Here is a 17,644-nt window from a genome sequence, read left to right as displayed (position 1 = left end):
CTACTCTTTTGTTTCCATATGTCTGGCATAGTTGCGCCATTTTTCAATGCACTGCTGCATGTCTTCAGGCATTTGGGAATCAAAACTCATAAGCTCTCCCGTAAGTGGATGCTCAAACCCCAGGGTTTTGGCATGTAAAGCTTGACGTGGAAGTACTTTAAAGCAATTTTCTACAAATTGTTTGTATTTAGAAAATGTGGTTCCTTTAAGGATTTTATTGCCGCCATACCGTTCATCATTGAACAAGGTATGGCCGGCATTTTTCATATGTACACGTATTTGGTGTGTGCGTCCGGTTTCCAATTTACAGGAAACCAAGGTTACATAACCAAAACGTTCGACTACTTTATAGTGTGTAACGGCTTCCTTTCCATGGTCTCCTTCAGGAAAAACGGTCATTTGTAGGCGGTTTTTGGGATGCCTGCCGATATGACCTTCAATCATTCCCTCATCATCAGCCACATCACCCCAAACCAAGGCTAAATATTCACGTTCACTGGTTTTATCAAAAAATTGTTTGGAAAGATGGCTAAGTGCATGTTCTGTTTTGGCTACGACCAAGAGTCCGCTGGTATCTTTATCAATACGATGTACCAATCCGGGGCGTTCATCACTGTTCATCGGAAGGTTCTCAAAATGATAAATCAATGCGTTGATCAAAGTTCCCGAATAGTTTCCATGTCCGGGATGCACCACCATACCGGCCGATTTATTGACCACCAAAAGCTGATCATCTTCAAAAACAATATCCAAAGGTATATTTTCGGGGGTTAGCAGATATTCATGTGGCGGGTGCTCAAACAATACCTTGACCTCATCATTCGCCTTTACTTTGTGACTGGACTTAACAACAGTCCCGTTGATATAAATATTTCCGTTTTTGGCGGCTTGTTGAATTTTATTCCGGGTAGCGTTTTCGATAAAATTCATCAGGAATTTATCCACCCGAAGGGGTTCCTGTCCCTTTCCCGCTTTAAAACTGTAGTGTTCATAAAGCTCATCTTCCTGATTGAATTCTTCGTGATTCCCTTCTACCATTCTTTCTTCTGTATATTATTCCACGACCACCGATGCACGATTACCGTTTCCACAAACAAGTTCTACCTCAGTCGTTTTAGGCAATTGATGACCCGGTAATATATTTTTACCTTCATACCTCACATAATAAACCATATCTTTTCCGATCTCGTTGATGTAAGACACCTTTCCTACACTCAATCCAACAGCCTTAAGCATGGATTCGGCATTTCTTTTGGTGACCTGTATCACATTGGGTACACTTACTTTTCTGTATCCCGACGGATTGATGGTAAGATATATCTTTCTTCCTTTTTTTACTTCTTTATTTGCCAATGGGTTTTGTTCTATCACAGAAAACCTAGGATAATCAGGGTTGTAGTTGGTAGAATCGAGTACGACATAATTCAAATCTGCCTTATCAATGATCTCTTCCACTTCCCGAAGCGATTTTTTGGAAAGATCGGGAACCAACACAAATTCTCCGTGGTTGGTCGTTACTTTCAACAATTTAAGAACCAAGATCGTCAGAACGATGGTAACAAGAACCGCTAAGCCTATATGCTTTAAAAAAGTCTTACTCGTTATAAATTTTATAAAACTATATTTACTTGAAATTGATTTAATGAAATTCTTCATGGACAATAATTATTCAGCAAATATATAAAAACTCGACACCTATTTTGTTTTCTGTATATATTTAGCTTTAAGTTTCTTTTACTTTTAATACTTTTGGTTAATGAACTTATTCAAACTTTCTCCAATTGGTTGCAAAAATGATCTTTTCACCCCATATTTTTCGCTTCAATGAATAAAGTTTGAATAAGTTCAACGTTAAAAACGGTTTTATAATATACAAATGAAGAAAAACATTGGCGTTGTTATGGGAGGATATTCATCTGAATATCAAATTTCCCTGAAAAGTGGAGATGTGGTTTGCAAACACCTGAATCCTGAAAAGTATAACATCTTCAGGCTCCACATATTAAAAGACAAATGGATTTACGTTTCCGAAGAAGGAAAAGAAACATTGATCAATAAAGGGGATTTCACGCTTTCTATTGATGAGGAAACTATTCATTTTGATTGTATTTTCAACGCTATTCACGGCACTCCGGGGGAGGATGGTTTCTTGCAAGGGTATTTGGAATTACTGAACATTCCGCACACCTCCTGCCCTATGTACCAGGCTGCATTGACCTTCAATAAACGTGATTGTTTGGCTGCACTGAAACCTTTTGGTATCAAATGTGCTACTTCCTATTATCTTAACAAAGGACAAAATATCGACACCAGTGATATCATTGCCAAGGTGGGACTTCCTTGTTTTGTAAAAGCCAACAAGGCGGGATCGAGCTTTGGGGTTTCCAAAGTGAATACAAAAGAAGACCTTCTTCCAGCTATTGAGGATTCTTTTAAGGAAGATGATGAACTGATCATCGAATCATTTTTGGATGGCACCGAGGTTTCCGTAGGGGTTATCACCTATAAAGGAGATATTAATGTTTTACCGATCACCGAAATTGTTACTGAAAACGACTTTTTTGATTATGAAGCCAAATATTTGGGGAAATCACAAGAAATAACTCCTGCCCGTATCAATGGGGAAATGGCGCAAAAAGTGAGTTCAGTAGCAAAAAAAGTGTATGAAATATTAAAAATGAAAGGCTTTAGTCGAAGTGAGTATATTTTTGTGGATAACGAACCTTACCTTTTGGAAGTAAACACTGTTCCCGGACTTACAACTGAAAGTATTTTACCACAACAAGCCACAAAAGCAGGCATTTCCCTGAACGAATTGTTTGAAAACGCAATTGAGGAAGCCTTGAGATAAAACCTTGGTTTTAATTATTTTTAACATCCTAATTCAATTTTGCTATATTTACAGCACTAATGTTAATTTTATGTAAATCACCTCGGGGAAGCTTGTCTGCCGACAAAGGTAGGCTCGTGAGACACCCGCCTGAATGATACAGTCGAGCTGGTTGGGCGGAAAATCTTAAAAGCATTTCGGCGCAAGATCGGAATATTCAAAATCCCACTTAGTGAGTAAAATATAGCGTATGCGTAGAGCCATTTTTCCAGGATCATTTGACCCCATTACACTGGGGCACTACGACATTATTGTCCGTGGCGTTACTCTATTCGATGAACTTGTGATCGCTATTGGCATCAATGCCGAAAAAAAATACATGTTCTCTCTCGAAGAGCGCAAGCGCTTTATTGAAGAAGCTTTTAAACACGAACCGAAAGTCAAGGTAATGATTTATGAAGGCTTGACTGTGGAATTTTGTAAAAAGATCGATGCGCAGTTCATTTTACGAGGTTTGCGCAATCCGGGCGACTTCGAGTTTGAAAAGGCCATCGCACATACCAACAGAAAACTTTCTGAAATAGAGACCGTGTTTTTGCTTACATCCTCGGGCAAAAGCTACATATCTTCCTCCATTGTCAGGGATGTTATCCGAAACAATGGGGATTATACAGGACTCGTGCCGGAAACCGTCCGTTTTAAAGAAAAAACCTAAATTAATACCTTAAACCAAATCCCTAAACTATTAATATTTTGACCTCTACTACTACAAGCCTACAATTCATTGAGCATTGCCCTGTTCCTGTGGCATTGTTTGACAACAATTTATGTTTGCTCATTGCTTCAAACAATTGGTTTAACCACTTTAAGCAAGACAAAGAGAACAGTAACGGAAAATTGTATGCCCAACTGCTTCCCAAGCATGCCACTTCACTCAAAAACATCATTGAAAAAAATCTCGGAACCCTTGAAATCAAAAAGGGACAGGATTATTTCTACAATGATAATGAGGAAATACAATGGCTGAAATATGAAACCCAACCCTGGATAGATGAAAACGGAATTGTAAATGGGATCCTTCTCTATCTCGAAGATATCACAAAACTAAAAGAATATGAAAAAATCCCTGTTTTTTTGGAAGAGACCAACAGGGTTACGCAAACAGGCACATGGTTTTTTGATATTGATAACGAAACTTTGGAATGGTCTGCCGACACCAAAAAGATCTATGAAGTCCCGAATGATTTTGTTCCAGACCCAACATCGGCGCTAAAACTTCTTAAAGAGGAAATGCATGTCAAAAAGTTGGTCAAGAACATCAATAACGCCGTTAGCAAAGGAAATCCTATAGATCAGGAGGTTCAGATCATTACTCCCAATAACAAAGAAAAGTGGATACGAATTACCGGCAAAACCGTAAAAGAAGGTGACCGCTCTGTCATTTATGGCATTTGCCAAGACATCAACGATAAAAAGACAACAGAATCGCGCCTTACCATCAGTGAGAGGGATAGAAAAAACTCAAAAAGGGCTCTTGACAAAAACAAACAGCTATTTACAAGCATCTTTAATTCCACTTTTCAATTTACCGGTTTTTTGAACATCAAAGGAAAGGTAATCGACATCAACGAACCTGCTTTGAATATAGGTGGTTTAAAGGTAGAAGACGTTATCAATAAATATTTTTGGGACACCTTTTGGTGGCAGGATTCGGAAAAAGAACAGAAAAAACTAAAAAACAACTTCAAAAAAGCCGTTAAAGGAGAGTTTATCAGGTATGAGGCCAAAATTTTGGATAAGAACAAAGAAACTATCTATATCGATTTCTCCTTAAAACCTGTCCTGGACAACAAAAACAGGGTCAATTTCCTTATTGCTGAAGGAAGGGTTATCCAAGAGATGGTTGAAGCCAGGAAAAAACTGAAGGAAAGTGAGAAACTCCACCGAACGCTTCTCGAACTCTCCCCCACAGGTTTGGTGCTCAACGATGCCATGTCAGGAGAATTTCTGGATATGAACGAATCGTTTAAAGCCGCCATTGGTTATTCAGATAGGGAACTTCTCAAAATGAATCACCTCGACACCGTTCCGCCGGAAGACAAGAAAAAAGAACTTAGGGCTTTAAAAGAGGTTCTTGACAACGGTCGATACGGACCCTATGAAGGACGATATGTAAGCAAAAACAACGAATTGGTTCCCGCTTTGATTACAAGAGTGCTTATCACCAATTCTGCCGGAAGAAAATTGATTTGGTCTGTAATACAAGATATCAGCCACATCAAGGAAAAAGAAGAAGAGCTTATGGAGGTAATCAATGTGGCCAGCGAGCAAAACAACCGATTATTGAATTTCGCTCATATTGTTTCCCACAACCTACGGTCACATGCTTCCAATTTTTCCATGCTTATCGAGCTTTTGGGTATAGAAGACGATATTTTCAAAAAGGTAGAGATCATAGAGATGCTCAATTCTGCTTCAAAAAAAATGCTGGAAACCATTGCCAACCTGAACGAGATCATTGCCATCAACACCAATTTGAACATCAAAACCCAAGTGGCCAATTTGAATGATGAGATTAATGAAGCTTTCACTAATATCAGTGAACTCATGAAAAACAATTTTGTGGAAGTGGAAAACAATATTCCGGATGACCTCAACATAAAAGTGGTAAAAGCTTATCTGGAAAGCATTTTGCTAAATATTTTTACCAATGCCATAAAATATAAAGCCCCCAACCGCTACCCTAAGATCAAGATCGATTATGAAAAAATAAAAGGGTATCTTGTATTAACCATTGAAGACAATGGCTTGGGTGTAGACCTTAAAAAACACGGACACAAACTATTCGGTATGTATAAAACCTTCCACGGAAACAGAGATGCGCGCGGAATAGGGCTTTTCATAACCAAAAACCAAATCGAGGCTATGAAAGGCAAAATTGAAGCCGAAAGTGAGCCCGGTAAAGGAACCAAATTTAAAATTTACTTTAATGAAAACTATTAACGCCATTTGTCTTATTGACGATGACCCGATTACCATTTTCAGTATCAAAAAGCTGATCGAGGTCACTCAGATCACAAAGAAAACTATGACCTTCAACAACGGTCAGGAAGCTTTGGAATATTATAAAAATGATGAGGAAAGTTTTTTTCCTGAATTGATCCTCTTGGATCTCAATATGCCCATCATTGACGGATGGGAGTTTATCGATGCTTTTAGTGAGCTTTCCGTAAGCAAAAAAACCACAATCTACATTCTCACTTCTTCGATCAACCCGGCTGATATTGATAAAGCAAAAGAGTATGACAAGAAATATCCGTTTTCTATAAAACACCTTATCAAACCGGTCACAAAAGAAAAACTCAATTCGCTATCGCTATCATAGGCCACTCCCTCCTTCTATAGATAACTTCAACTATCATATTGTGGATTTTTGATTAAGTTTCCTTTGTAAAAAACTAAAAATTTGGAATAAAATAAAATACAAATTTTAGTATCACCTCGGGAAAATCCATATTTTTTTCCATTGTGTTTGTGTGATTTACAACGAAAAAAATTATGTATTTTTGAACCTTAAAAATCATTCTGTAATGAAAAACTCTTTGCTCTTCCTAGTCTTATTTGTATTTCAACTAAGCCTCTACGCACAACAAAAAGACTTCACTACCGAATTTGAAAAATCCAAAGGAAAAGCAACCGCTACTTACGATCAAACCATTGCATATTATAAAAAACTCGAAGCCGAATATCCATCAATCAAGGTGGTTGAAAAAGGAATAACAGACAGCGGTAAGAACCTTCATCTCATACTGCTAAGTCCTGATCGGAAATTCGACATTGAAAAACTCCGCGACACCAAAAGAATCCTTTTTATCAACAACGGTATACATCCTGGAGAACCCGATGGTATTGATGCCACTATGATGTTGTACAGGGACATTGTTCAAGGAAAAATAGACACTCCTAAACATACTGTTTTAGCTACCATTCCCATTTACAACATCGGGGGTTCGCTTAACAGGAACAGTACTTCCAGAACCAATCAGAATGGTCCTTTGGAGTACGGTTTCAGGGGAAATGCAAAAAATTACGACCTGAACAGGGATTTTATTAAGAATGATACCAAAAACGCCCGCGCTTTTGCAGAAATTTACCACTTTTTAAAACCCGATGTTTTTATCGATAACCATGTGAGTAATGGTGCCGATTATCAATATGTGCTCACACATTTGTTCACCCAACACAACAAATTGGGTGGCGAAGCTGGTACATACCTGCACAATCGGTTAGTGCCTGATCTCATCACCTCATTGAACAAAAAAGATCTTGACATCACTCCCTATGTCAATGTATTTAATGCAGTTCCAGAAAAAGGGTTTTCACAGTTTTTTGACTCGCCCCGTTATTCCACTGGATACACTACTCTGTGGAACAGCTTGGGAATGATGGTAGAGACCCACATGCTCAAACCCTATGACAAACGTGTTCATGGCACTTATGAATTGATGAAAAGTATGATTGATATCATCGAAAAAGAGCATAGAAAGATCAAGGAAGTTAGAGAAGCTACCAACTCGACTTTTTTAAACGCCAAAACATATCCCATACAATGGGAAGTAGACAAAAGTAAATCCACTACCCTAGATTTTAAAGGCTATGAAGGTGAACAAATCACTAGTGAGGTAACAGGCTTATCCCGCCTTAAATACGACAGAAACAAACCTTTTACTAAAAAGGTGACCTACAGCAATTATTTTAAGCCAACAAAAAGGGTGAAAATCCCGGAGGCATACCTAATCCCAAAAGCCTGGAACAAGATTATTAAGTTGTTAAAACTGAATAAGGTAGCACTTTCATCCCCTGAGCGTGATCAAAAATATACTGTTGAAGTCTACCATATTGCAAATTTTGAAACAAGAGGAAATCCGTATGAGGGACATTACCTCCACAAAAACACTGAGATTACCACAAGTACAGAAGAAATAACCGTAAATCCTGATGATTTTTATTTAGTGAAAACACGACAGTCATCCATTCGTTATATATTGGAAACCCTGGAACCGGAAGCAGTGGATTCGTTCTTCAATTGGAATTTCTTCGACACCATACTACAACAAAAAGAAGGTTTCTCTCCCTATGTTTGGGAAGACAAAGCTTTGGAATTCCTAAATGAAAATCCATCGTTAAAAACTGAATTTGAAAATAAAAAGGATCAAGATTCTACTTTTGCCAAAAATTGGTATGCCCAACTGGATTGGATTCATAAAAGATCACCCAATTATGAAAAAGCACATCTCAGATATCCTATTTATCGAATACTGGAACTGTAAGGAGCGATTTGATATTCTCATAAGAGTTTTCCATGAGTTTTGGAAGCTCTTCCTCGTCTTTCCATTCTGCTTTTTCTATGTTTTCCTTATACTCCGGGACTAATTCCCCTTTGTATTTACTATTCATGGAAAACCAATAGGTTTCTTTAAGTTTATACGTCCCATTCCTTTTAAAAATGTGATAGGTTTTTTTCAGAAATGAGTCTATCTTGATTTTTTTCGCTCCGGTTTCTTCTTCCACTTCCCGGATGGCGGCATCTTCTATTTTTTCACCTTTATCCACTTTCCCTTTAGGCAAATCCCATTTTCCATTCCTGAAAATAAACAATAGCTGCCCTTTTTTGTTTCTCACCAATCCGCCCGCTGCGATAACCAAAGGAATCTTCTTCAGGAATTTTTTCATCAACACCTTTTCATCCTTATAATAAATATGTGCCTTTTTTATTTTTCCTTTATTCAGTTGATCAATAACATCATCAATATCAACCGTTTCCATAAGAAACAACTTAAAATCAGTTTCTTTTGATATCTGGTTAGTTAAAATAATGCGATGTTGATTTACAAAAACTTCATACATTTGCACCATGGTTTTAGATAAAGATACCGCTAAAAAAACAGCAGAACTCTTATTGCAAATTAATGCAATAAAGTTGAATCCAAAAAATCCTTTTACATGGGCATCCGGATGGAAGTCACCCATTTACTGTGATAACAGAATTGTTCTTTCCTTTCCACCTATCAGAAATTACATTCGTGAGCATATGGCCAAGCAATTAGAACAAACCTACGGAAAACCGGATGTTATCGCCGGTGTAGCAACAGGTGCCATTGGCATTGGTATGCTGGTAGCCGAGGTCATGAGCCTTCCTTTTGTTTACGTAAGACCTGAACCAAAAAAACACGGTCGGGGCAATCAAATTGAAGGTTTTTTGGACAGCGGACAAAGTGTTGTTGTTGTAGAAGACCTCATCAGCACTGGGAAAAGCAGTTTGAATGCTGTAAAAGCCTTAAAAGAAGAAGGGGCTACCGTAAAAGGTATGATCGCCATTTTCACTTATGGTTTTGACGTTGCGGAAAACAATTTTAAAGACAATAATGTTACCCTTCATACGCTAAGCAGTTATGAATACTTGCTGGAACAAGCTGTGGAGACCAATTATATTAGTGAAAAAGAATTAGAAACGCTCCAAGATTGGAGAAAAGATCCGGGAAACTGGAAATAAATTATAACATGAAGTTAGAAACACAAAAAAAAACTATAAATAAATCGGCTGAAGAATTGTTCGATTTCTTGGGAGATGTCAAGAATTTTGAAAAATTGATGCCCGAAAACACTAGTAGGTTTGAGGTTTTAGAAGAAGACAAATTTGTTTTTGCCTTAAAAGGAATGCCTGAAATCGAATTAAAAGTAAAAGAAAAGTACCCTCACGACAAACTTGTTTTGGGAGCCGCAAACGATAAATTACCCTTTACGCTAACAGCCAATATAGATAGTCTGGAAAGCGACAAAAGTGAAGTCAATTTGGTTTTTGAAGGCGAATTCAACGCCATGATGGGGATGATGATCAAAGGTCCGATCACCAATTTTATCAATACGCTGACTGAAAATATGGGCAAGGTCGTTTAAGGTTTAAAGGTTTAAGGTTTAAGGTTTAAGGTTTAAGGTTTAAGGTTTAAGGTTTAAGGTTTAAGGTTTAAGGTTTAAGGTTTAAGGTAATTTCAATAAAAAATAAAATAACAAAAGCCAGTCTGAAAATTAATTTGGACTGGCTTTTTTATTTATGTTAACGGGAAAGGCTGTCTGAAAAGTTGTGAATCCAGATGTCATGCTGAGCTTGTCGAAGCATAATTTATTGAAGTTCAATAGGTCTTCGACAGGCCTGCCTGACGGTAGGCAGGCTCAGACTGACAAATCATATTCACTAAGGGCTTTTTAGAAGCCTCTTAATTTTTTACCCCTGAGCTATTCGGTAAATTCCTTCACTTCAATCTTTTCATTATCTACTCGTACTTTAAGCCATTGGGTGAGTTTTTTTAACTCTTCTTGCTTCTTTGCATTGGCCATTTCTTTTTTCCACTTCACAATAAAAACAGGGACCGTATCGGTTGTTTTAAAATCGGTTTTTATCTCGTTCCCAAAGCCTAACTCTGTTACATCTTCATAATTGATCTTTACCTCTTTACTTATTTCCTCAAAAGGAACAGCATTATAGGCAAACTTCCTCAATCGGATGATTTCATCTTCCAACACCCTAATTTTCTGATCTTTTGTTGCTATTTCCTGTTTTTTGGCTTCATAAAGTTCGCTTACATATTGAAACTTCTCTTCAGAATCATTTCCCCCACCTTTGATCACAAGATTGGCTTCCTTCAACCGTGAATAGCTTTGCATTTGTGCTCTCCACGTTTGAACTACATTATCCGGAATCAATTCATCGCCCATAAAAACCAATTCGATAGATGGATTTTCCCCTTTATTATAATCAATAGATGAAAATTCATCCAACAGAAATCCCCCCTCTGCAAATTGATATATCTTTACATTTTCTTTGATAAATTTAGCAGCCTGATCTTTAAAGGTTGATTCTTTCCAGACATTATAAAAAGTATATCCGGCCGGGATCATAATCAGTATCGCTATAACGGAAGCAGCTTGGGCAATTCTTTTCCGCTTCTTGGAATTGGCATATTTTACCATTGGAAAACGAAGGAACTTTAACACCAAGAAAGTGGCCAAAGCAATAAAAATGGTGTTGATGGTAAACAAATACATCGCTCCAAAAGTATACTCCATATTCCAAATAGCCAAACCGAAACCAACGGTACACAAAGGCGGCATCAAAGCTGTAGCAATCGCTACTCCAAAAATAACAGTAGCTACGGTTCCTTTTTTGGCCCGTGCAATCACCAAGGCCAGACCACCGAAAAAGGCAATCAACACATCACGGATATCGGGTGCTGTTCTCGCCAATAACTCTGAAGATTCTTCTCTAATCGGAAAGAACTTAAAGAATAAAAAAGCCGTGAGAATACTTAAAAAAACCATGATCCCGAAGTTCTTCAAGGATCTGCGCAAAGTATCAATGTCATTAATGGCCAGCGACATTCCTATCCCGAGAATAGGTCCCATAAGCGGCGAAATTAACATGGCTCCAATAACAACCGCAGTTGAATTGGCATTCAATCCGACCGATGCAATAAAGATGGAACAAATCAATATCCACGAAGTGTGTCCCCTAAAGGGAATATCATTGATAATACTTTCTTTAGTCGTTTCTTGATCGGTATTACTCCGTATATCCAAGAGACCGGTAAAAAACACCCTGAAGCTCCTCATAAAACCGGAAAAATCCTTTTTGGCTTTTTCCTCTTTTTTCTTTTCTTCTTTTATTTCCTCCCTTATTTCTTCTTTTTTTATTTTTTCTTCTTGCTCCTTCTTTGCTGAAACATCGCCGTCCTGCCCCAAATTATTGTTTTTATTTTCTTCCATAGATATTATTTTTAAAACAACCACATCATATTGTCAGGAGAAGTTCTTTCTACATCGTGTTCTTTTCCTTGGGGTTGGGTTAAGAATTTTATAATCAATCTCTAAGTAATTCTACCTCGGCATTGGGTTGAAAAAGATATGTTTTTCCCGACTTCACTTCAACACACTCATATCTTTTCACACGTTTATTCCCTTTTTTGAACACCCTTCCGTTATAAATACGGAAAAGACTTCCATAAGGTAATTCAAAGATATAATTTTTATCATTCTGTGGATCAAATTCCTTTAAAGCCACCGAAAGATGTGCATCGGTATCACTACTCGCCCTCGGATTCCGGAAATGATTGGCCAAAACAGGTAATAAAGAAGAAGGAAAAATTTCTGGCCTGATAAAAGGAAGCATCATTTTCTGAAAGGTCTTTTTCCATTCTACCCCATGCGGTTTTATGGATCGACCATATTTTGTAAAAGCAACCAAATGTGCTATTTCATGTACCAAAGTGATCAAAAAACGGTATTTATTCAGATTGGCATTTACAGTGATCTGATGACTTCCATCGGGCATTGTCCTGTAATCGCCATGCCTTGTCACTCGCTCATTGACAATCTTTAGGTGCACGTGGTTGACTCTTATCAACTCAAAACAAGGTTCCACCGCTCTTTCCGGCAAGTATTTCCTTAAAACCTCCTGCATGGATTAATTTTTTTTACGGAGTGCTATTGCTTACCTGCAGTAACTTTCCGTTGTAAAATCGGTTTCCGTTCAATGAGAAATCAAAAATATAAGCAGCCATTTCTTTTGCTGTGTTCGGCGCTTTATATCCCGGGAAAGCTTCTTCCAGCATTTCGGTTTGTACGGCCCCTAATGCCAACACATTAAAAGAGGGCCCAGTTTCCTTATATTCCTCTGCCAACAATTCGGTTAAGGTAATCACAGCTCCTTTTGACGAACTGTATGCCGACAAACCGGCAAATTTCATACTTCCCTGTACGCCGCCCATACTGCTGATGTTGAGTACATGTCCGTCTTTTTTCATAAACGGCAACACCAGTTGTGTCAAGGCTGCTAAGCCAAATACATTTACTTTGTAAACCGCTTCAAAAGCATCCATAGGAGTTTTACTGAAGGGCTCATTATGCAATTGTCCGGCATTATTGATCAAAACATCAACGGTTTTCCATTCTTTTTCAATAAAAGTATTTACCTCATTAAGACAGTCCTGGTTGTTGATATCAAAATCGAAAGCGGTGACATTTTTGAGGTCAAGCGTATAAACGGGCTTACTATTTCGCGATAACGCCAAGACTTTATGGCCTGCTTCAGCAAACAGTTGCACCAATTCATAGCCTATCCCCCTGCTTGTTCCGGTGATGATGATGTTTTTCCCCATTAAACCAATTACTTTGCGTTCATTTTAATCTCTTTCTCCGGAGTGTTAGTCATTTTTTCGAGCACGGGAATCATTTCGTTAATAACCTTTGCCATATGGACAAAATCCAACTCCGAGCTTTCATCATCTACGTGGTGATAATACGGATAGTTTTCAAAATCAAAGGTACAAACCGTTTGCGATGGCACTTTGAACTCGTTGTAGAAAGGATAATTATCCGATCTTTTAAACAATTGATATTCAACTGCTTTAGGCAGAAATCCAACCACATCCTTTCCGGCATAGGCATTCATCTTCTCTGCCATATTACTTTCTTTAAAACCGGTGATATACGTCAAGGTTTCACGTTGCATCGGCACTCCGATCATTTCAAAATTGACCATCGTATAAAGGTTAAAATCCTCTTTTTTCAGTTTTGCCGCCAAATGTTTCGATCCTAAAAGTCCTTTTTCTTCCGCAGAGAACAATACGAACAGCAAACTTCTTTTATTGGTTTTGTTTTTTCCAAAATATTTAGCCATTTCAATCACAGCTGTGGTTCCTGAAGCATTGTCATTTGCCCCATTGGCAATCTCGTCTCCATCTTCAGGCTTTCCATTCCCAATATGGTCATAATGGGCTCCGACAACAATGTATTCGTTTTTCAATCCGGGATCATTCCCTTCCACCATTCCCACGATATTAAAAGCCGGTTGGTCGAAAGTAGAAAGTGTATCCCTATAAGTTTTGAAATACGGTTTGAGTCCGTTTTTCTTGAAAATTTCTTCAATATAGGTGGCAGCAGCATTAATACCTTCACTCCCGGCTTCCCTTCCGCTAAGTTCATCAGAAGACAAAAAAGTAATGATCTCACCTACTTTAGCGGCTCGGGTTACCTCTTTTACTTTTGACGATACGGTGGATTGAATTTCTGATGCAGTTGAAGTGCTTTCTGAAATTGTTCCTGCATCCGGGACAGAAGCGGATTTACACCCTATGACCAGCGCAGATAATACAAATAGATATTTTTTCATTGATAAATCAAGGTTAATTTTGGAAATCATTTTTAATGACACAATATTAGCTATCTTTTGAAAAATTCAAAAAACACCCCTAAAGTCCCCTCAAGGGGACAATATCTAGCTTTCTAAGATGACTATGGGGGTTTAAATTCACTTTATAAATAATTAGCTAATATTTAAATATAACAAAAATCCCGCATAAAGCGCGGGATTCTTTTTATAATCGTTAGTCTTATTTACGCCAACATAGTTACAGGGTTTTCCAAGTAAGCCTGTAAGGTTTGCAGGAACTGAGCTCCTGTAGCACCATCCACTGTTCTGTGGTCGCAAGCTAAAGTAACTTTCATCGTGTGTCCTACTACAATCTCTCCGTTTTTAACCACTGGTTTTTCAACGATGCTTCCTACGGAAAGAATAGCGGAATTGGGCTGATTTATAATCGAGGTAAATTCCTGAATACCGAACATTCCCAAGTTGGAAACCGTAAACGTACTGCCTTCCATTTCCTGAGGAGTGATCTTTTTATCCCTCGCTTTTCCAGCCAATTCACGAACTTTCCCTCCTATTTGTGTCAAACTCATTTGATCTGTGAATTTCAATACAGGTACTAAAAGACCTTCGTCAACAGCTACAGCTACTCCAATGTGAATATGGTGGTTGTACACCGTTACATCATCTTTCCAACTGGTGTTTACTTGCGGATGCTTTTTCAATGCCATTGCACATGCTTTCACAACCATATCGTTAAACGATACTTTGATATCCGGCAATTCATTGATCTGTACGCGGGATGCCATGGCATTGCTCATATCTGCCTCTATGGTCAAATAGTAATGTGGTGCCGAGAATTTAGATTCACCAAGTCTCTTGGCAATGGTTTTACGCATTTGAGAATTCTTCTTCTCTTCTACGCTTTCTTCCCCTGCAGGGACAAAAGGCATCACATTTGAAGCGGCGGCGGCGGCTTTATCTGTAGCCGGAGTCGCTGCACTTTCAGCAACAGGTATATAATTTTCAATATCTTTTTTAACGATTCGTCCGTTCTCTCCAGAACCTTGAACCTTAGTCAGGTCAATGCCTTTCTCCGCCGCCATTTTTTTCGCCAATGGAGAAACAAAAATCCTTCCGTTTGAAGTAGACGTTACCACTTCTTTTTTCTCTTCTTTAACTGCCTCTTTCTTTTCGGGGGCAGCAGGAGTACTTTCTTCTTTAGCGGCAGTACCTCCAGATTTTGCAGCAGCCAATACGGCGTCAACATCTGTTCCATCAGGTCCAATGATAGCCAAAACATCATCAACCGGAGCTGATTGTCCTTCTTCAATACCGATATACAGCAATTTTCCGGAGTAGAACGATTCAAACTCCATCGTCGCTTTATCGGTTTCGATTTCGGCTAAAATATCGCCTTCTTCAACATCGTCTCCTACTTTCTTGAGCCAAGAAGCTACGGTTCCTTCTTCCATGGTGTCGCTCAATCGCGGCATACTAACCACTTCCACTCCTGCAGGGATTTCTGTAGCAGCTTCAGTTTTCACTTCCTCAGTAGGTTTTTCTTCAGTAGTTTCTTCTTTAGCTTCGGCTGTATTTCCGTTTAGCAAACCGGAAATATCTTCTCCTTTTTCTCCAATAATTGCCAAAAGGGAATCTACTGGTGCACCATCGCCTTCTTCAATACCAATATGAAGCAACACCCCTTCGTGAAAGGATTCAAACTCCATTGTAGCTTTATCGGTTTCGATTTCGGCTAAGATATCGCCTTCTTCTACTTTATCTCCTACTTTTTTAAGCCACTTAGCAACTACACCTTCTTCCATGGTGTCGCTCAATCGCGGCATGTTAATGATTTCTGCCATTATTTTTAAAGTTTATGCGGTAAAAATGGATAATCTTCCTGGTCGTAAACAACGTCGTACATAACATTCTTCTCCGGATATGGTGATTCTTCAGCAAATTTCTCACATTCTTTCACCCTCTCCCTAACTTCTTTGCCTATTTTATCAAGGTCTGCCTCTTTTGCATATTTCTTTTTCAAAATAATATCCCTAACCTGAGTGATCGGATCTATTTTCTTGTACTCTTCTACTTCTTCTTTGGTTCTGTAGTGTTGTGCATCAGACATTGAGTGACCTCTGTATCGATATGTTTTCATTTCAAGGAAAGTAGGTCCGCCTCCAGAACGTGCTCTTTCTACTGCTTCATGAATGGCTTCTGCTACTTCTACCGGGTTCATTCCGTCCACCGGTCCACATGGCATATCATAACCAAGTCCCAGTTTCCAGATTTCTTGCTCCTTGGATGTTCTCGCTACTGAGGTTCCCATTGCATATCCGTTATTTTCACAGATAAATACAACCGGAAGGTTCCACAACATCGCCAAGTTAAACGATTCATGAAGTGATCCCTGGCGCACAGCACCATCACCCATATAACACAAAGTTACACCGTCTCTCTTGAAATATTTATCGGCAAACGCAAGTCCGGCCCCCAATGGAATCTGTCCGCCAACAATCCCGTGACCTCCATAAAAGTTGTATTCTTTGGAGAAGATATGCATCGAACCACCCAAACCTTGAGATGTTCCTGTTGCTTTTCCGTATAACTCTGCCATCACTCTTTTAGGGTCAACCCCCAATCCGATAGGTTGAACGTGGTTACGGTAAGCAGTAATCAATTTATCTTTTTTGGGATCGATAGCATGCAAGGTACCTGCCAACACAGCTTCCTGACCATTATAAAGGTGAAGAAATCCTCTCACCTTTTGTTGAATATAAACAGCCGCTAGCTTATCTTCAAACTTTCTCCAAAACAGCATGTCTTCATACCATTTCAAGTAAACTTGTTTTGTAACTTTCTTCATGTGTAATTTTCTTTTGAAAAAACATTCAGCATTTAACACCTTATGAATATTAAATGCAATAAACCTTCATCATTATAAAAAGGCTTTTTTTAACGCAATACAAAAGTAGCGTTTTCGTTAAAAGTGCAAAAATGAAAAACTGCTTTTATACAAGATTTTTGTTAAATATTGTTCAGGGATGCTTTTCCAAAAATCAAAGGAAGAAGATCTTTTAGTGAATCGGCTTTTACTACTTTTCCTGTTTCTCCCATAAAATAAAGGGCTATGGGGCGTTTTTGTCGTTCTTCATATTCGGCTATCGACTGCCGGCAAGCTCCACATGGCGGTGTTGGTGTTAACACGCTATATGTATCTGAGGCTGCCGAAATAGCCATTGTTTTCACGGCAACATCGGGAAATTGGGTTCCCGCTTGAAAAATCGCCACCCGTTCTGCACATAAACCTGATGGAAATGCTGCATTTTCCTGATTACTTCCTACAATCACTTCTTCGTTTTCCAATTCAAGTGCCGCTCCTACCCTGAATTTGGAATAAGGAGCATAGGCATTTTTCCTTACGCTAATCGCTTTGAGCATCAATTCCCTTGCATCATCGGATAATTCGTCTAAAGAATCAAAAACGGTAAGGCTTGCTTTTATTTCTAGTTTCTTCATATTATTACATACAAGATTTCGTCCATTACCTCTTCGGCTTAACCTGAGAAGCTTGCGACTCCCCGAAAATACAACAATTAAAAAATCTTAAG

At 38.6% G+C, this 17,644-nt stretch carries 17 protein-coding genes; 7 read left to right on the top strand and 10 right to left on the bottom strand.

The window, feature by feature from the left end; genetic code table 11:
* Entirely contained in the window at positions 1 to 1,038 is a 1,038-nt protein-coding gene (locus OOZ15_RS06995) for an RluA family pseudouridine synthase (protein ID WP_265955324.1), read from the bottom strand.
* Positions 1,039 to 1,053: 15 nt separating this feature from the next.
* Positions 1,054 to 1,656, bottom strand: a complete 603-nt coding sequence (locus tag OOZ15_RS06990; RefSeq protein WP_265955323.1) for a PASTA domain-containing protein — start codon at positions 1,654 to 1,656, stop codon at positions 1,054 to 1,056.
* 220 nt (positions 1,657 to 1,876) lie between these two features.
* On the opposite strand from OOZ15_RS06990, the gene OOZ15_RS06985 reads away from it, so the two are divergent.
* The 5 genes from OOZ15_RS06985 to OOZ15_RS06965 all read left to right on the top strand — a co-directional run bounded on the left by OOZ15_RS06985 (position 1,877) and on the right by OOZ15_RS06965 (position 8,160).
* On the top strand, positions 1,877 to 2,851 hold the full coding sequence (locus tag OOZ15_RS06985; RefSeq protein WP_265955320.1) for a D-alanine--D-alanine ligase: 975 nt from the start codon (positions 1,877 to 1,879) through the stop codon (positions 2,849 to 2,851).
* A 229-nt stretch (positions 2,852 to 3,080) separates the two neighbouring features.
* Positions 3,081 to 3,545, top strand: a complete 465-nt coding sequence (coaD, locus tag OOZ15_RS06980; protein ID WP_265955318.1) for a pantetheine-phosphate adenylyltransferase — start codon at positions 3,081 to 3,083, stop codon at positions 3,543 to 3,545.
* A 38-nt stretch (positions 3,546 to 3,583) separates the two neighbouring features.
* Positions 3,584 to 5,833 (top strand): PAS domain S-box protein, encoded by a 2,250-nt coding sequence (locus OOZ15_RS06975; protein ID WP_265955316.1) that lies wholly within the window; start codon positions 3,584 to 3,586, stop codon positions 5,831 to 5,833.
* On the top strand, positions 5,820 to 6,215 hold the full coding sequence (locus tag OOZ15_RS06970; protein WP_265955315.1) for a response regulator: 396 nt from the start codon (positions 5,820 to 5,822) through the stop codon (positions 6,213 to 6,215). Before OOZ15_RS06975 ends, OOZ15_RS06970 begins: the two co-directional genes overlap by 14 nt.
* 205 nt (positions 6,216 to 6,420) lie before the next feature.
* Positions 6,421 to 8,160, top strand: a complete 1,740-nt coding sequence (locus tag OOZ15_RS06965; RefSeq protein ID WP_265955313.1) for a M14 family metallopeptidase — start codon at positions 6,421 to 6,423, stop codon at positions 8,158 to 8,160.
* Here the strand turns inward: OOZ15_RS06965 and OOZ15_RS06960 are convergent.
* Positions 8,135 to 8,737 (bottom strand): NUDIX hydrolase, encoded by a 603-nt coding sequence (locus OOZ15_RS06960; RefSeq protein WP_265955312.1) that lies wholly within the window; start codon positions 8,735 to 8,737, stop codon positions 8,135 to 8,137. The two genes, OOZ15_RS06965 and OOZ15_RS06960, sit on opposite strands and share 26 nt — an antisense overlap.
* Before the next feature lie 7 nt (positions 8,738 to 8,744).
* Here OOZ15_RS06960 and pyrE point away from each other — a divergent pair, with 7 nt between their 5' ends.
* Entirely contained in the window at positions 8,745 to 9,383 is a 639-nt protein-coding gene (pyrE, locus tag OOZ15_RS06955) for an orotate phosphoribosyltransferase (protein WP_265955310.1), read from the top strand.
* 8 nt (positions 9,384 to 9,391) lie between these two features.
* A complete protein-coding gene (locus OOZ15_RS06950) occupies positions 9,392 to 9,787 on the top strand; it encodes an SRPBCC family protein (RefSeq protein ID WP_265955308.1) in 396 nt (131 codons plus the stop codon).
* 336 nt (positions 9,788 to 10,123) lie between these two features.
* On the opposite strand, the gene OOZ15_RS06945 is transcribed toward OOZ15_RS06950, so the two are convergent.
* The 7 genes from OOZ15_RS06945 to OOZ15_RS06915 form a co-directional block, all read right to left on the bottom strand.
* Complete coding sequence (locus tag OOZ15_RS06945) at positions 10,124 to 11,650, bottom strand: DUF389 domain-containing protein (protein WP_265955307.1); 1,527 nt, start codon at positions 11,648 to 11,650, stop codon at positions 10,124 to 10,126.
* Positions 11,651 to 11,744: 94 nt separating this feature from the next.
* Positions 11,745 to 12,344, bottom strand: a complete 600-nt coding sequence (locus OOZ15_RS06940) for a SprT-like domain-containing protein (protein ID WP_265955306.1) — start codon at positions 12,342 to 12,344, stop codon at positions 11,745 to 11,747.
* A 13-nt stretch (positions 12,345 to 12,357) separates the two neighbouring features.
* The gene (locus tag OOZ15_RS06935; RefSeq protein WP_265955305.1) at positions 12,358 to 13,041 is read right to left on the bottom strand and encodes an SDR family NAD(P)-dependent oxidoreductase; all 684 of its coding nucleotides are present in this window, start codon (positions 13,039 to 13,041) and stop codon (positions 12,358 to 12,360) included.
* Between the two features lie 8 nt (positions 13,042 to 13,049).
* Positions 13,050 to 14,054, bottom strand: a complete 1,005-nt coding sequence (locus OOZ15_RS06930; RefSeq protein ID WP_265955303.1) for a M28 family metallopeptidase — start codon at positions 14,052 to 14,054, stop codon at positions 13,050 to 13,052.
* A 224-nt stretch (positions 14,055 to 14,278) separates the two neighbouring features.
* Positions 14,279 to 15,895: a dihydrolipoyl dehydrogenase family protein gene (locus tag OOZ15_RS06925; protein WP_265955301.1), complete on the bottom strand. Its 1,617-nt coding sequence runs from the start codon at positions 15,893 to 15,895 to the stop codon at positions 14,279 to 14,281.
* 5 nt (positions 15,896 to 15,900) lie between these two features.
* Positions 15,901 to 16,899: a pyruvate dehydrogenase (acetyl-transferring) E1 component subunit alpha gene (pdhA, locus tag OOZ15_RS06920; RefSeq protein WP_265955299.1), complete on the bottom strand. Its 999-nt coding sequence runs from the start codon at positions 16,897 to 16,899 to the stop codon at positions 15,901 to 15,903.
* A gap of 161 nt (positions 16,900 to 17,060) precedes the next feature.
* Positions 17,061 to 17,552 carry a cytidine deaminase gene (locus OOZ15_RS06915; RefSeq protein WP_265955297.1) on the bottom strand — a complete coding sequence of 164 codons (492 nt, stop codon included), beginning with the start codon at positions 17,550 to 17,552 and terminating at the stop codon, positions 17,061 to 17,063.
* Positions 17,553 to 17,644: the final 92 nt, after the last annotated feature.

Source organism: Galbibacter kalidii (assembly GCF_026241135.1).
GTDB lineage: Bacteria > Bacteroidota > Bacteroidia > Flavobacteriales > Flavobacteriaceae > Galbibacter.
This window is presented reverse-complemented; position numbering and strand designations above follow the sequence as displayed.

Excerpts from the sequence above, each read along its gene's own strand:
- pyrE (WP_265955310.1), top strand. The coding sequence starts at position 8,745 with ATGGTTTTAGATAAAGATACCGCTAAAAAAACAGCAGAACTCTTATTG.
- OOZ15_RS06970 (WP_265955315.1), top strand. The coding sequence starts at position 5,820 with ATGAAAACTATTAACGCCATTTGTCTTATTGACGATGACCCGATTACC.
- OOZ15_RS06960 (WP_265955312.1), bottom strand. The coding sequence starts at position 8,737 with ATGTATGAAGTTTTTGTAAATCAACATCGCATTATTTTAACTAACCAG.
- coaD (WP_265955318.1), top strand. The coding sequence starts at position 3,081 with ATGCGTAGAGCCATTTTTCCAGGATCATTTGACCCCATTACACTGGGG.
- OOZ15_RS06965 (WP_265955313.1), top strand. The coding sequence starts at position 6,421 with ATGAAAAACTCTTTGCTCTTCCTAGTCTTATTTGTATTTCAACTAAGC.
- OOZ15_RS06995 (WP_265955324.1), bottom strand. The coding sequence starts at position 1,038 with ATGGTAGAAGGGAATCACGAAGAATTCAATCAGGAAGATGAGCTTTAT.
- OOZ15_RS06925 (WP_265955301.1), bottom strand. The coding sequence starts at position 15,895 with ATGGCAGAAATCATTAACATGCCGCGATTGAGCGACACCATGGAAGAA.
- pdhA (WP_265955299.1), bottom strand. The coding sequence starts at position 16,899 with ATGAAGAAAGTTACAAAACAAGTTTACTTGAAATGGTATGAAGACATG.
- OOZ15_RS06945 (WP_265955307.1), bottom strand. The coding sequence starts at position 11,650 with ATGGAAGAAAATAAAAACAATAATTTGGGGCAGGACGGCGATGTTTCA.
- OOZ15_RS06940 (WP_265955306.1), bottom strand. The coding sequence starts at position 12,344 with ATGCAGGAGGTTTTAAGGAAATACTTGCCGGAAAGAGCGGTGGAACCT.
- OOZ15_RS06935 (WP_265955305.1), bottom strand. The coding sequence starts at position 13,041 with ATGGGGAAAAACATCATCATCACCGGAACAAGCAGGGGGATAGGCTAT.
- OOZ15_RS06930 (WP_265955303.1), bottom strand. The coding sequence starts at position 14,054 with ATGAAAAAATATCTATTTGTATTATCTGCGCTGGTCATAGGGTGTAAA.
- OOZ15_RS06950 (WP_265955308.1), top strand. The coding sequence starts at position 9,392 with ATGAAGTTAGAAACACAAAAAAAAACTATAAATAAATCGGCTGAAGAA.
- OOZ15_RS06915 (WP_265955297.1), bottom strand. The coding sequence starts at position 17,552 with ATGAAGAAACTAGAAATAAAAGCAAGCCTTACCGTTTTTGATTCTTTA.
- OOZ15_RS06985 (WP_265955320.1), top strand. The coding sequence starts at position 1,877 with ATGAAGAAAAACATTGGCGTTGTTATGGGAGGATATTCATCTGAATAT.
- OOZ15_RS06990 (WP_265955323.1), bottom strand. The coding sequence starts at position 1,656 with ATGAAGAATTTCATTAAATCAATTTCAAGTAAATATAGTTTTATAAAA.